The 15369-nt window shown below is 56.2% G+C and carries 4 protein-coding genes; all 4 read right to left on the reverse strand.

What is annotated here, in order from left to right; genetic code table 11:
• Positions 1-64: 64 nt before the first annotated feature.
• A complete protein-coding gene (locus tag IC230_RS13465) occupies positions 65-4162 on the reverse strand; it encodes a hypothetical protein (RefSeq protein ID WP_191039549.1) in 4098 nt (1365 codons plus the stop codon).
• A gap of 69 nt (positions 4163-4231) precedes the next feature.
• Positions 4232-7105 carry a tail fiber domain-containing protein gene (locus IC230_RS13470; RefSeq protein ID WP_191039550.1) on the reverse strand — a complete coding sequence of 958 codons (2874 nt, stop codon included), beginning with the start codon at positions 7103-7105 and terminating at the stop codon, positions 4232-4234.
• Positions 7106-7439: 334 nt separating this feature from the next.
• Entirely contained in the window at positions 7440-10490 is a 3051-nt protein-coding gene (locus IC230_RS13475; protein WP_191039551.1) for an immunoglobulin domain-containing protein, read from the reverse strand.
• A 152-nt stretch (positions 10491-10642) separates the two neighbouring features.
• The gene (locus IC230_RS13480) at positions 10643-14698 is read right to left on the reverse strand and encodes a hybrid sensor histidine kinase/response regulator transcription factor (protein ID WP_191039552.1); all 4056 of its coding nucleotides are present in this window, start codon (positions 14696-14698) and stop codon (positions 10643-10645) included.
• Positions 14699-15369 lie beyond the last annotated feature (671 nt).

Here is a 15369-nt window from a genome sequence, read left to right on the forward strand (position 1 = left end):
GTTAGATAAATTGGAAATAGGCATTGATTAAAGGGTGAGCGGAGGTCAAATGACCCTATGTTCTTTATCGCTGGAAATAGTCGATTTTCTCCGCATCGATGTTATTGATTATATTGACTTCCCCTCCACTGTTGCCTACCAGTGTCGCACTGACCGTCAGTATACCTGTCGTCGCTCCGGGGCTCAATTGCCCTGTGAACCCGATACTGAGTACTTCGTTGGCCTCAATACGTTGGCTGGTGGTGAGAATGTAATACCCCGCCTGAGATTCATCGACACGCCAGACGCTGTTCTGTACTGGTCTACCATTGACCATCGTCTGGGATGCATCGAAGCTGAGCCGCAAGCGGGAATCTTTGGTAAGTCGTACCGTTATAAGCCCTTGGGTCGGTACACTCGTTAGCTCAACAACAGTAACCACCACACTGGCACTGGTGGAACCATAACTCGTAGACGGGCGAGCATACAGCACTGGCGATACGTCGGGAGCAGGCGGGTTAATGCCCAATACGCCCAGGGCACTGATCGGCGCACCCGAAGAACCGAGTGCCTGGAAAGGCACCCCTGTCGGCTGATCCTTCAGGATCGGATCAACAAGAACATTCTCGATCAGTTTTCCCTCTTCATCGGTCTTGACGACCACGCCATCCGATGGGAACGTATCTTTGGTATAGACCCTGGTGCCGATGGTCAGGCTACTGACGTTCGTAGGGAAACTGGGAATCAGAATGCCGAATATGGGTGGGGGGGGCAGAATGATGGGAGGCAGCAATAGCGGTGGGATAACGATGATAAAGCTAAAGGTGGGCAGCTTGATGGTTTTCGTCTCGGGATCATTGTCGTTCTGATCATCTTCATCATAAAAAGGCACGACAACCGGCTTTGGTGTAGACTCTACCCCGGCCTGATCGTTCACCGAATAAGTAAACTGGGCGGTGGTAGAACCGGTGGAAGTTGGGTCCAGCGTCAACTGCGTTGGTTCGAAACTGGCGATGACCTGGTCGATACTAACGGGGCCATTCTGGTAATATAATGTGCCCCCTGTGGCCGGACTCAGCCTGACGACGCGCCCGGTTAGGTTATTAGGATACGTACCATCTTCGGGGTCGCTACCGCTGAAAGCACTTGCATAGACCGGCGCCCGGTTGTTCGCCCTGGGGTTGGGCTGTAACAGCAGTACCGATGCCACGGCCTGGGGGCGCTGCTCGATGCCGAAGCGAATGTCGTCCACATTGGTTGTATTGACCTGAACTGAAAGTATCCCATCCACAACCGCATCTAAAGCCAGCGACTGTTGCTGACGTAGCATTGTTCCTCCGCCCGGAATGGCCAGGGGTTTGTTGGCATCCGGTACCGACTCCCCGGTATTAACCCATTGTGTGGGTAGCGAAGGGGTTTGACTGCCACCGGCAACGGTAGACAAAATCAGTTTATAGACTTTATTAGCCTGTACAGACAGGAATTTAAAAAAGCCAGTAACGCTGACGGGTACCGTTTCGACAACGGTCGTTTCACTGACCAGCGATACATACACAGGTAAGGAGGGTCCATTGACCGCAGTCCCATTGATTTGGCTATCGCTCAGCCCGTTCCCGTCATCGAAGACGTTGCCCGATACACTGATGGCTGGAGAAAAGGATAGAGTAATGGTAGCCGCTACGGAATTAACTCCGGCATTGTCTTTGACGGTGTAAATAAAACTGGCTGTCGTACTGCCCGGGGCCGTTGGGTTCAGGCTCAACTGCGCTGGATCGAAACTGGCCACGGTTAGGCTTGTACTGACCGCCGTGGTGCTGTAATACAGCGTACCACCGACCGCTGCACTCAGCGAAACAGTCCGGCCCGTCAGGTTGCCCGCGTAGTTGCCATCTTCGCGATCCGTGGCCGAAAATGCCGTGGCCGAAACGGGAGCCTGCGCGGTGCCCTCCGGATTGGGCTGTGAAGCCAGTGTTACCGGTTGGGTAAGGGGCCGTTGGTCGATACCAAAATTGGCATTGGTCCGGCTGGCCGACCCGACCGATACCGAAAGCTGCCCATCGGGCGTAAAATCGTTACCGGCACCGGCGCCCAGAAACTCCCCCGTATAGACCCAACTGCTGGGCAGTGACGACTGAAAGCTGCCCGCTGGATTCGTCGTCAGCACCAGCGTATAGGCCAGATTGCCTTGCACCGAGCTGAAACTGTAACTCCCGGCGCTGCTGACCGGAACGGTGGCCAGCACATTACCCTCAATAGTCAGGCTCACAAACAGCGGTGTAGGACTACCCGTGGCCGAAGGCACCGCCGTACCATTGAGCGGATTAGGCCCCTGCCCCGTCTGGTTAACCGTGTTGTCCGTCAGCCCGTTGCCATCGTCGAAGAGGTTGCCGGCAATACTAATGCCCGCGCCAGTATAGGGCTGGCTGATGTAGATCGGATTCAGCGTCGGATCAGAGCCGGAGCTGACCTGAGCATTGTCGTAGAACGTGTAGCCGAAACCAGCCGTTGTGGCGTCATTCGAACTAGGGTCGAGGGATACCTGCGTGGGGTCGAAGATAGGAATGGTCAGGGTTGTACTGACTGGACTACCCTGATAATAGAGCGTCCCCCCCGAAGCTGGCCGTAGACTGACCGACCGGCCAGCCAGGTTACTGGCATAGGTTCCGTCTTCCAAATCGGTGGCCGTAAAGGCACTGGCCGGAATCGGCGTTCGATTTCCTCCGCCCGGATTCGGCTGGGCGGCCAGCACCACGGATGTCCCTTCCGGCCGTCGGTCGATACCAAAATTGGCATTGCCCACCGCAGCGGTCGTAACGGTGATGCCCGTCAGAATGCCGTCGGCCAGCCCATCGCTGCCCGGCCCCGTGCCCAGGTGTTCGCCCGTGGCCGTCCAACTGGTGGGCAGCGACGGAATCAGACTCCCCTGTGGATTGGTGTTCAGAACGATCGAATAGGTATCGGCCGTGACGGCGCTGAACGAATACGTCCCCGACGTACTGACCGGTTCGGTAAATACGACGTAGGGGCCAATGTTTCCGGTGCCGACCAGGGAGGCATACAGAGGCTGACTCCCCGAACGAAGGGGATCAATATCGGTTCCGTTCAGCGGATTAGGGCCCAGCCCAATCTGGTTGACCAGTTCGTCGGTTAATCCATTGCCGTCATCAAAAACTGTTCCGCTCAGTTGAAATTCGGATGGGAAACGGCCAATGCCGATGGCAGTGATACCCGCTATCATTGTACCAGCCAACGTACTGTTGTCGGTATTGAAACTAGCGTAGCTGCTCCCGGCTGAATAAGGCTTTTCGCCCGTACTTAAGTTAATCCACTTCGTTCCATTCCAGCCCACCAGCCGCAGGCTGGCCGACGAGGCAAAACTCGTCAGATTGGGGATTACGACGCTGATGGTCAGTCCCGCGCCCGTGCCGCTCAGGGGAATCCAGTCCCACTGCCCCACTGGGCTGACGGCCGTCAGGGTTTGGGTATCGAACTGGCCGATGGGGTGCAGGGCGGAGGCATCCGAAGGGTCGGGGGTGGTCGTAGGATCGCCTTCGAGCCAGGTAACGCCGTAGTGGTCCGTGGCGGTCGGTGGTCGGCTGATGGTTAGAGGTCGGCTGTCAGTAGCGCTACCGACGGGAAACGTAAAACTGGTTCTGCCCACTTTACTGACGTAGCCATCGACATGCTGGGCGTCGGTCAGCCCACCCACGTAACGAGCCTGATTGTCAAAGCGTAACGCCCCAGCCGTGGTCAGTGAGCGTACCGTCGTGGTGATTCCATTGGCGAACGTGGCTAGTCCCCGCACGTTCGCGCCATCGGTGTTGGTGATGGCCAGGGGCTGATCAGTTCCGTTCTGTAGGATCAGATTGAAAAAATAGGGACGTACCGTACCGGCTATTTCCTGTGGTCCCGGCTGGCCACCGGGGCCCTGGAAACGATCGGTGTGGTTGGTATCGGCGATAAAGGAGCCCAGGTTGACCAGCGTCCGGGCGGAAGGGCCCTGGTGGGTAAAGACGCCCTGTTTTGAACCGGTATACGTCCCCTTCGCTTTCACAAGGAACGACAGTTGCCGTTCGCTGATGCGGTTGGCGCGGTTCGTGATCCTACCGTTATTACTAAACTGCGCCCGCGCCGAAAGGTCCAGCAACAGCAGTACGAGTATGAAGAGAAGTCGGTTATTCATGGCAGAAAATGGTAGCCGCCGGATGGCGGGCTGGTCATCCGGCGGGTAGGTCGACGCGCTCCGGATCGGTTAGGGCTTTTGGGTGAGATTGGCCGACGAAGGCGCGGACTGCGGAGTTAGCAGGGCTTCGAGTCGGCTCAGCCGGTCTTCTACTTGCTGACCCTGCTGGCGGGTGCTTTCCAGTTGGGTACGTAGCTGTCCGTTATCGGCTTTGAGTTGCTGGTTGGCGGCTTTAAGCTGCTCGACTTCCTGGATCAGCGCTTTGATGGCGATCAGATTGACCCCGTCGAAGTCGGCCTGGTTGATGGCTTTGTCCTCTCCGATCGTACCGAGCGCATCGTGACCAAAGGCGGCAAAGAAATCCTGGGCCATAGGACCGTAGTGGCGGAAGGTGTGCACATCCTGGCCTTTGTAGTTCCAGCTCCCAAGCCGCATCTGGCTTATCTTTCTTAGGAAAGCCGCTCCGTCGGCGAGCCGGAAGTTCTCCTTGCGCGTCGAATCCGAAATTGTCGTCCAGGCATTTCCACCAGGAGGTACCGCAACGCCCAGATCAGGCTGTCCAGCGTTAATGGCAACGGGATTTGTTCTGAGTACATAACCTCCGGCAAAGACCATGAACATTTGATTGTCGGCTGTATTCAGATACCGGGCATTTGTTCGGCTATCACCAATGATAAACGAACCTGTTTTGTCATTGGTCGATACCGAGCTGCCCATAGCGGTCGAGTTTTTGCCGCTGGCCAGCACCTGGTAGCCAATGGCGATGGCATTCTCGCCCGTAGCCTGCGCCTGGAATCCCTGGGCGGAAGAAGCCGCTCCGCTGGCCAGCGCCTGAAAGCCCATGGCCGTGGCATAGGGACCTGTAGCCTGCGTAGTAAAGCCCATAGCCGTGGAAAAGAGGCCGCTGGCCTGGGTCGCGTTGCCCAGGGCAGTCGAATTGGGGCCACTGGCCAAGGTCGCGTTACCCAGAGCCACTGAATTGGCCCCGATAGCTGAGGTAGACTGGCCCATACTGATGGCGGCCTGAGCGGCAGGCCCCGTCTGAGCGCCAGCGCCCATTGCAGTGGAAAAGGGCCCACTGGCCAGGGTCATATTGCCCATGGACACCGAGTTGGTTCCGACGGCTGAGGTAGACTGGCCCATGCTGATGGCGGCTCCTGCTGTGAGGCTCGTCTGAGCATCGAAGCCCATAGCAACTGAATACCGACCGTTCGTGCGGGAAAGGTAGCCCGCAGCGGTCGAATAGCGGGCTAGGGCACTGGTCTGGGTACCCATCGCCGTCCCATCGGCACTGGCCTGGGTTAAGTAACCCAGAGCCATGGCATTGTCTCCACTTGCCAGCGTTTGCCGACCCAGAGCGGTGGCGAAATTACCCGTGGCGGTGGTGGAAGTACCCAGGCTGATGGTGGAGACACCGATGGCCTGGGCCTGATTACCGATGGCCGTCGAGGTTTCTCCGCTGGCAATGGAGAGATAACCAGTGGCCATCGTATTGAGACCACCGGCCTGGGTCTGGTAGCCCAAGGCGGTGGAGAATTGGCCACTGGCCTGAGTCTGGTTGCCCAGAGCGGTCGAGCTGGGACCACTGGCCTGTGTCGAGTTGCCGATACTAAAGGCGGAGTTGCCGGCCGCATTGGCGGAGTTACCGATCGCTACTGCGTTTGTATTATTGGTCTGGGCAGACTGGCCTATCGCCAGTGAGCTCGCTCCGTTAGCCTGGGCTTTATTACCCAGCGCCATGGAGTAATCACCGCTGGCCCGTGCTACGTACCCAAAGGCATAAGCGAACCGAGGTGTATCAAAAAAACCTCCGTCACCAGTCGGGCGATAGACATCCACTCTCGGATCAAATGTACCAGGATTAAAACTAGTTCTTAGATACTCAATATCACCGGTAGCACTGCCGGCTCCAATGGCTACGTTATAGGGACCTTTCGCAAAGGAGTTATTGCCCAATACCAAACTTCTCAGTCCCAAAGCGTAACTGTTGTTGCCCACACAAATGGCGAAAGCGAGTTCACTATCCGACTCCCCCGCACTGACCCCGTTTTCGTTCGAAGAATTATCCGGAGTTCCCGTAGCGCTGGCCTTTTTGTAACCAGCAGCACTTTGGCTACCCAAAACGATCGATTGGTCCCCCACCGCCCAATTTTTATAGCCCAGCGCGGTAGAAAAGTGGCCCAGAGCCTGGGTCTGGTAGCCCATGGCCGTGGAGAACTGACCACTGGCCCGGGTGTTGGCCCCCGAAGCAAAGGAGAAATCACCGATCACATCCCGGGTACCGCCATTGGCTACAGCTTTAAATTCCCGGTTGTCCCAGAAACGTTGAAAAGAGAGCGTATCGTAATAGTCCCGCTGGGTATCCAGGGAAAGGTCAACAACGTAGGGGCTATTTTGCGATAGTCCTTTATTAGAAGGGTAAGGGATAGGCGGTCTGTTACCAATATTTGGCCTGCTTTGTCCCGTATAGACGCCCCCGGCCCGAAACGCGCCTTTGTTACCATACCAGATCATTTTAGGCTCGATGGGTTGATTCTGGTACCGATAGTTACCAGCCGTGTTTGCCCCGTAGGCGGGGTCAAAACCCCCGTTTTGCAGGGCTCCCATTTTATCGAAGCGGGTGACCGTGGGTCGGCCAACACCTCCCAGCGAGTCAACCCCAAAGAGAACCGTGCGCTTGGATACGACGTTGAGAAAGGCTTTACCCGAGTCGAGACCGATCCCAACAGATGGGGCATTGAGTTCTTTCAGGGTTACCTGCGCCTGCGCACCAGATGTATTCAGTAGCACGCTCATCAGTAGTATCCAGCCAGGCAAAATATGTAGCCGGTCGGCTGGTCTCCGCAGGGATAGTACGGCTAGGACGCCAGCCCACAAGGGAGTAGAATCTGGCTGGTAAGAACAAGATGAAACGGCTTGTTCAAGAGGTAGAGTTTGCGTCATCGATGTTACGATTGATGGCCATCAAGACCATACGCAAAGGTGACGGTTGCTTATCGATCTGACGGGTCTAATCTGACCAAATACAGGTCTAAACTGACCAAATCAGCCAATCAGCGTCCTTTTTTGCTTGCTTTTAACACTCGAGCCTGGTAGACCCACAAGGCGAACTCGCCCGCTGCCGCTCCTTCCAGCGTCTTTCGAGTTACTGGATGAGCGCTCCGTAGGAAACGAGAAGGCGGTGGCGAAACAGACGATCCAGTAGCAATGAGCTTAGGATTCGGTGTGGGTAGAGGGGTGCCCATGAAGGGCACCCCCGCATGGATGAGCGGTTAGGTTACTTGTTAAAGTAGTCGATCTTGTCGGCATCGACGTTGTTGTTGACCCGCACTTCCCCACCACTGGCCCCCATGACCACCGCACTCAGCGTTAGCACTCCCGTGGTGGCCCCCGGACTCAGCGTACCGCTCAGGCCAAAGCTTAACCTGTTCCCCGCTCCCACCACGCTGCTGGTGGTCAGCGTGTAGTAGCCGGGACTGGAGTCGGCATCGAACCCCCACCGACTGTTCTGCACATCGCGGCCGTTGATGGCGGTGGCCCCCGGATCGAAGCTCAAGCTGACTTTGGCGTCTTTGGCGACCCGGACGGTGATAAGTCCCGAGCTGGCCAGATTGTTGATCTCGATTACGTCGACCGTCACGGTGATGGGTGTAGTGCCATACACCGTAGTGGGGCGGGTGTAGAGAATGGGCACCAGATCGGGACGCGCACAGGGACCGTCTGAGCGGACTGTTAGGGTGAAGGCACCGGGCCGGAAATCCCCACAGGCACCGTTGACGACCACCCGGTAGGTACCCGCATCGGCGGTACTCACCGCCGAAAAACTCAGGACAGAACCCGTCTCGGCCAGCCGCTGGTTCTCTTTATACCATTCGTAACTGGTAGCGCCCCGGGCCACTACCGAGAAACTGAAGGGGCTGCCCACGCAGGCGCTGGCCGAGCTGGGGTACTGGTTGACGACCAGCTGGCTGCCAGTGCCATTTTGGCAAAAGGCAGTAAAGTCTCCCCCGCCGGGCAGGGACGGGTTATTATTGATATTTACAGAGACCTTTCCACAAAAGGACGACAGACTGGCAGGCAAACAGCCACTTAACTGATTGCCAGAGAGATCGAGGGTTTGAAGATTGGTCAGAGCCGAGAGATTTCCGGGAATGGGTCCGCTCAACTGGCCATTGTGAAGATCGAGGGTTTGCAGCGCCGTCAGCGCCGAAAGACCGTCAGGAATGGGACCGCTCAGTTCGGTATTGAACAGCAACAGCTCCCGTAGGTTGGTCAGCGCCGAGAAACTAGTAGGGATCGACCCGCTCAGGCTATTGATAGACACATTGAGCGTCTGTAAATTGATCAGGGCCGAGAAGCTACTGGGGAGCGTACCGCTCAGATTGTTGCTCTGGAGATCGAGGGTTTGAAGGCTGGTCAGCGCCGAGAGGCTGGCCGGGAGCGAACCGTTCAGGTTGTTGTTGAACAAGTTTAGCCGAGTGACCCGGTTATTACCATCACAGGTGACACCCGCCCACCCACAGGGAATGCAACTATTGAGCCAGTTGCTTTTGTTGGTCCAGCCGGGGCCATTGGTCGCGTTATAGAGATCAACCAAAGGCTGATAGTCTGGAGTTTGAGACGATAAGACCGTCAGGTTGAAGGCCGTGGAGGTCAGACTGCTGCAACCAGCCGTGATTACTACGTTGTAACGACCTGTGTTCGCCGTAGTCGTGTTGGGCAGCGTGAGCGTGGCCAAGGTCTGATTACTGATCACCGTTCCATTCCTGTACCATTGATAAGCACTCACCTGTCCGGCCGTAGCCACCGAAACCACAACGGACGTGCCCGTACACACCAGGGAACTGCTGGCGGGTTGCCGGGTAATGCTCGCGGTGCTGGTGCTCTGAAACTCGTAGGCGCCCATGTCAACTATACAGTTATTGACGCGGGGGCTGCCCGCCAGATCGGTCGTGACACCGGCCAGCCCCGTGGCAGAGTTTAACCCCGTGTTGATCGCTGGCGAGGTGGCCGCCAGCATGGTTGTGGTGGTACCGGCAAAGGGAGATGTGTTGGTGGTTAGGCAGTTCGTGCCAACGTAGTCGGTTTCGGAACTTTCAAACAAACAGTTTGTCGCTACTACGTTAGGGGCAGTAAAAAAATAGCCAATGGTATTTGATCCACCGTTGCCCCAGAGCACACAGTTAACTAAGGTCATTGTATATTCAGCCGTATAGATAGCTCCACCATTACCGGCTGAATTATTTAGCAGCGAGCAATTGGTTAACACAGGACGGGAAACACTAAAACCGCCATCATTGTAAATTGCTCCGCCAGATGGCAAGACAAGGGCATAGTCATATCCGGCAAAGTCGATCGCCGAGTTATTGAGCAACGAGCAATTGACCAATTGAGGATCGGCTACCCCCCCCGCGCCATCATTGTACATGGCTCCACCCCGATTAGCTACGTTGCCATCGAAAATGCAGTTAATGAAAAAAGCCTTACTTCTACCCACTGTTTGATTCGCATTGGCCACCGCTCCTCCTCTGAGTGCTACATTATCTTTAAACAGGCAATTGGTTAGCCGGGGTTGCGCGACTGCCTGAAAGTCAACATAATCGCCCCGGATTAAGAGGGCTCCTCCAACTGCATCGTCTCTACAGGCGTTGTTGATAAACGTACAGTTGGTTATCTGAGGAGCGCCCCCGACAAGGAGCATCCCGCCACCCCCTCCACCGAGATAGGCACGGTCAGAGGCTCGCGTAGGCGCGTTACCACCGGTTAAAACAAAGCCATCGAGTATCGCAGACGCCGATAAATTATCACTAATAATGACATGATGGCTATTATCGGCATTATCACCTGGCGTACCCAGGTCTCCACTGAGGGTAGTACTGGAAGGCTGGCCCGTAATGGGGTTGATGGCTGGTCGCTGGCTCAAGCTGGTTTCTGAGCCCCGAAATCCACCGTAGATGGCGACGCCATCCTTCATGGAGAAATTGACAAATCGGTCTAGTCCCGTAGTCGGTTTATAAATACCGCTGGCCACCCAGACCTGATCCCCCGGCTGGCTGGCATCGATAGCGGTCTGGAGGCTGCCTCCCGCCAAGGCATTGGTCCAGGAGGTACCGTTTCGACTACCGGCTCCTGAAGGCGTGATGTAGCGGATGGTTTGAGCCAGGCTCAGCGAAGCTGACAGGCCCAGCAGCAGGACCAGAGCCACCGCCCGCCGGTGGAGTTGTTTTCGGCGGACGAACGACCCGCCAGTAAGGAAAAACCAAGGCTTGGTATGAGCCGATAAGGAGCAACGGCTGAGTGATTGGAAAGCCAGTAAATTGTGGAGCATCGTACAAATTCTTTAGTCAGATAAATGCCCCAAATTTCTCGCCTTGCAAGCCAACCGACGGGTCTAATCTGACCAAATACAGGTCTAATATGACCAATGTACTGGCTATGTTCCTTTTCTAGCCCCTTCTCCGGTTTGGGCGATGGACAACATCAGGAGTAAGTCGCCGTATCGGCAAACTGACTGGGCGTCATCTGATATTGCTGACGGAATAGCCGAGCGAAGTGGGTTGCACTTTGAAAACCGACCCGGTAAGCTGTCTCCGATACGTTCACCCCCGCCTGCAATAACTCACTGCCCCGCTTCAGCCGGTAGAGCCGTACGACATCCGCCGGAGCCAGACCAGTCAGGGCCTTGAGTTTGCGGTACAGCCCCGTACGACTCATGCCCAGCGGACTCAGCAGTTCATCGACGCCGTAGGCCGGTTCATCCAGGTGCTCTTCCAGCAACGCGTACAGGCGAGCCAGAAAGGGGTCCAGGGGCGGCCTTTCGTCAGCCTTGTCGGCTGACGCGGCAGGTTGGTGCAGGCCAGCCTGCACCCAGGCTCGAAGCTGGCGTTGCGTCGCGATCTGATTCCGCACCCGGGCCTGTAGCTCCGCTACGTGAAAGGGTTTGGTCAGGTAGTCGTCAGCCCCCAGGGAGAGCCCTTCCAGCCGGTTATCGAGCGCTACTTTAGCCGTTAGTAGCAGCACTGGAATGTGGCTGGTCCGCAAGTCGGATTTCAGCCGCTGGCACAGGGCATAGCCATCCATGACCGGCATCATCACATCCGAGATGATCAGATTCGGTACGTCGGCCAGCGCCTGTTCCCAGCCCAACTGACCGTTAGCCGCCTGGATACCCCGGCATTCGGTCGGCAGGCTATCGAGAATAAAGCGGGCCAGCTCGTCATTATCTTCCACCACTAGCACCAGTGGACGATCGTCCAACGACCCGGCATCCGGAAGACCTTCTGGATGGGAAACCGCAACCGCTTGAGCGTTGGGAATCTCGTCCGAAACCGAGGCCGAAGGGCTGACCACCCGGTAGGGCAACTCGATGGTAAACGTCGTTCCAATACCCAGTTCACTGCGCACGCTGATACGTCCTGCCTGCAGGCGAACCAACTCATTGACCAGTGCCAGGCCGATACCCGTACCCACAGCGGGGGAGGAGCGAGACAGGCGGGTAGATGGTATTTGATAGAACCGGTCGAAGATATGCGGTAACTGGTCGGCGGCCATGCCGATACCCGTGTCCGCTACGCTTAGCACGACCCCCGTCGAAGTCGACCGAAGGTCAACCCTTACCTGATCCCCGGAGCGGGTGAATTTCAGGGCATTGCCCAGCAGGTTGTTCAGTATCCGTTCGAGCTTGTCCGCATCGAACCAATAGCCGTCAGCTAGTTGGGTAGCCTCGACCTGTATTTCAACGCCGGTTGACTGGGCTAGTTCGAGGAAGGAACGGACGGTTTCTTCCACGAACTTAGTTAAATCACCCTGCACCTCTATGACGGGCAAAGCTTCAGCCTCCAGCTTGGAGAGATCCAGCAATTGATTGACCAGTCCCAGCACCTGATTGGCATTCCGGCCGATGGTGGCCAGTTGCTGCTGCTGCTCTGGTTGGTGGAGCGTACGGGCCAGCCGCTCGGCGGGCCCCAGAATCAGCGTTAGGGGGGTGCGGAACTCGTGGGTGATGTTGGCAAAGAAATTCGACTTGAGTGAATCAACCATCTTGAGTTGTTGAGCCTGTTGCTGTTGCAGAGTCAGTTCCCGTTGTTGCAGACTTAGTTCTCTCTGCTGGGTAGCAATGGCCTGGCGGAGTTGCAAGCGGTTAAGGTAAACTTTTAGGATGACCCATCCCAGGGCCAGCACCAGCATTCCATACAGACCTATGGCCCACCAGGTAGCCCAGAGGGGCGGCTCAATGCGAATCCTCAACCGCCGGGTATGGGGGCTCCAGACCCCCGAGGTGTTAGCCGCGTTGACCACCAGCGTATAATGACCCGGAGACAGATCGGTATAGGTGGCCACGGGCAGGTCCGTTTCTTTCCAGTGGGTTTCCAGCCCGTCCAACCGATAGCGGTAGTGGTGTTTACCCAGCCGGTTAAACTGAAGAGCCGCAAACTCTACCGTAATGAAATTCTGATCATGGGCCAGCCTAAGCTGAGCAACGGCCTGCATGGGCAACGAGTCCAAAAGGGTTGGCCCCGCCGGTTGGTCGTTGATGTGTACATCCGTCAGCTCAACCCGGGGCGCAAACGAATCCCCGCCCACCTGATGGGGATAGAAGGCCGTGATGCCTTCCAGCCCACCCAGGATAATGCGATCATCCGGCAGGTGCACCGCATGAAACCGATTAAACTCATCGGCTAACAGCCCATCGGTGCGGGTAAAGGTCCGCGTCGCCAGCGTATGCGGGTTTAGTCGGCAGATCCCTTTGTTGGTGGCGATCCACAACTGGCCCTGCTGATCGGGAATCAATGAATAAATCACATTGTTGGGTAGCCCCTGGGCGATCGTAAAGCGTTGGCAACGGCCGCTTCGTTTATCGAAGCGGCACAGCCCGCTGCCGTACGTACCGATCCACAGGAAATGGGCGTCAGTGGGGTCCTGAGCCAAACTGAGAAGAGAATTGTTGCTCAAGGAGTGAGAATCGGCTGGCCGATGGGCGTACTGATGCAACTGGCCCGTCGACTTGTCGAGTCGCCACAAACCCTTTTGTTCGGTAGCCAGCCACAGGGCTTGCTCGTCGACCGAAAAAACCAGGACGGTACTTGTCTGTCGACGCGGGATACGGTAAGGCAGGAGTAGCCACTGGGGGTGCTCATAGCGATATACCAACGTATCATGTACCGCCCAGATACGTCCCCCTGGGTCCGTAGCTAGCGGACAGGGCGCATCACCGGTCTCCCGGTTCTGAAACGCATGGGGCAGGGGGTGCGGAGTAGGCTCGTGGGTAGCCAGATTCAGTTGGTAAATCAAGGAACTGCCCACGTTGAACCACAGCGAGCCGCGCGCGTCAAGAGTTGACCGAAAGTCATAACTGGTGGGCGAGGAATGGGTCTGTATCAACGCCCGTTGCTGAGCAGACAACGTTAGCCAGGGTGCGTCGAGCAGATCAGTGTGAAACGAGTGTCGATAGCGACCGGTTTGAAACGGATTGGGCCTTAGGTCGTAGGTTCGAATACCGGCCCCGGCAGTACCTTGCCATAAGACGTCGGATTGATCGACCCAGGGCCGGAGTCCGTTTTCTTTGGGTTGACCCGGTAGGTTCGCCACCAGCAACTGGCCTCCGCCCTGATCGGTGAAGCGGAACAGCGCCCCCTGGTTATTAAAATAAACCCGCCCCTGGCTGTCGGTCGTAAAGCCCACCTGGTCCCACTCCGGTAGCCCACCCGCCAGGGGATAGGTATGGATTTCCCCTGTCCGGGGATGGAGTCGCAGAATCTGGTTGGTAAGAAAAAGCAGCAACTCGCCCCCGCCGGGCCGGCCGCTGGGCCGCACATACAGACGGAAGACGAGTTCTTTCAAGTTGGGATTGGACGGACCGCTCGGGAGCCGGTAGGACCGGAATCGGTTTGTTTTCTCCTCGAACCGTAGTAGGCCACCGGCGCAGGCCAGCCAGATACCTCCCTGATTGTCTTCGACAAGGTCGCTGACAATCTCATGATTGCCCAGTGTGGATGCATCCGACCGCACGGCGATATTCCGGATCTGTCCCGTATTCAGATCGATGCGCACCAGCTTCCCGTTGGTCAGCACCAGCCATAGGCGATCCCGCCGATCGATACAGAAGAAAAGCAGTCCCTGCTGACCGACGGCCCGGCGAAAGAGAGGCCCTCGGGAAATATTCGTGAACCGCTCCGTGCGGGGGTCGATCCGGTCGAGGTCACCCCGGTCGGAGGTCACCCAGATGCGGCCCTTGGGATCCAGAGTGATCTTGCTAAGACCCGCAAAGGAGAGTGCGGGTCGACCGCCGGGATCGGGCTGGAATACCCGAAACCGCTGTCCATCGTAGCGACATAGTCCATCGCGGGTGGCAGCCCAGATGAAGCCCAGCCGATCCTGCACGATAGCGGGGACGAAGGCCTGGGGTAGTCCCTGACGGTCAGTAATGACTTCAGGGAGGGGTAACTGAACTGACTGTGCTCCCAGCCAAGTGGCTGAGGCCAGTTTGATCAGTAGAAACACTAATAGGCTGGGGACAGCAGGTATGTATTTACTCATGCCTAAATGACTCGCTTCTATTTACTCCTTAAGTCTAGTAGCAAACAGAAATGCCTTGCATGTTTATCAACTGGTTTTGTTCAGGGAAATCCCCTAACAAATCTACCTTTTTTTACTGTAAAATCAGCCTTTCCAGCCTGGAAAATGAAATAGATATACATACCCATGAGTCAGCTACGCGCTTTATTTTAGCAACTAATTTCAGAAACTTTATTAACTGAATCCTGGGCAATGGTATCCAGTCCTTTTAGACAGATGTCTCCCTACGGATGTTTGGTTAGATAGGTTGGAACCAATTCTTAGGCTGATTAAATCATTTCTAGTCGTTTCGAATGAAAGAACTACTATCCTTTTCCCTTTTCAGAACTGCTTCCTCAAAGCAGCGCATGTACGTCGACAAGTAAAAAGAATCAAATAGGTTAACCCGAATGGACCCTTATAGAAGACCGAGCTACCTGAATTGTTCCACAAACGTCCCAGATTTTTCTTTGTAAAGAAGCACGTTAATTTAGTCCTGACGGGTCAGCGTCACGGGGGGCTACTCGCCAATCAACGCACTGGACCAGACGCTTCGCTCATTTTCTAGTCGGTACCTAACGAAGTAGGGTTGTCAATTCGCCCTTTTTGGGTGCCTCACGTGAAGGCTAACGGGACGCCTGTCTTACTATGGA

The sequence above is a fragment of the Spirosoma validum genome, from assembly GCF_014699035.1.
In the GTDB taxonomy this organism is placed as follows: Bacteria; Bacteroidota; Bacteroidia; order Cytophagales; family Spirosomataceae; genus Spirosoma; species Spirosoma validum.

What these genes read in the sequence shown, in the direction of transcription:
- IC230_RS13465 (WP_191039549.1), bottom strand. Translation starts at nt 4,162, where the DNA reads ATGAATAACCGACTTCTCTTCATACTCGTACTGCTGTTGCTGGACCTT.
- IC230_RS13470 (WP_191039550.1), bottom strand. Translation starts at nt 7,105, where the DNA reads ATGACGCAAACTCTACCTCTTGAACAAGCCGTTTCATCTTGTTCTTAC.
- IC230_RS13475 (WP_191039551.1), bottom strand. Translation starts at nt 10,490, where the DNA reads ATGCTCCACAATTTACTGGCTTTCCAATCACTCAGCCGTTGCTCCTTA.
- IC230_RS13480 (WP_191039552.1), bottom strand. Translation starts at nt 14,698, where the DNA reads ATGAGTAAATACATACCTGCTGTCCCCAGCCTATTAGTGTTTCTACTG.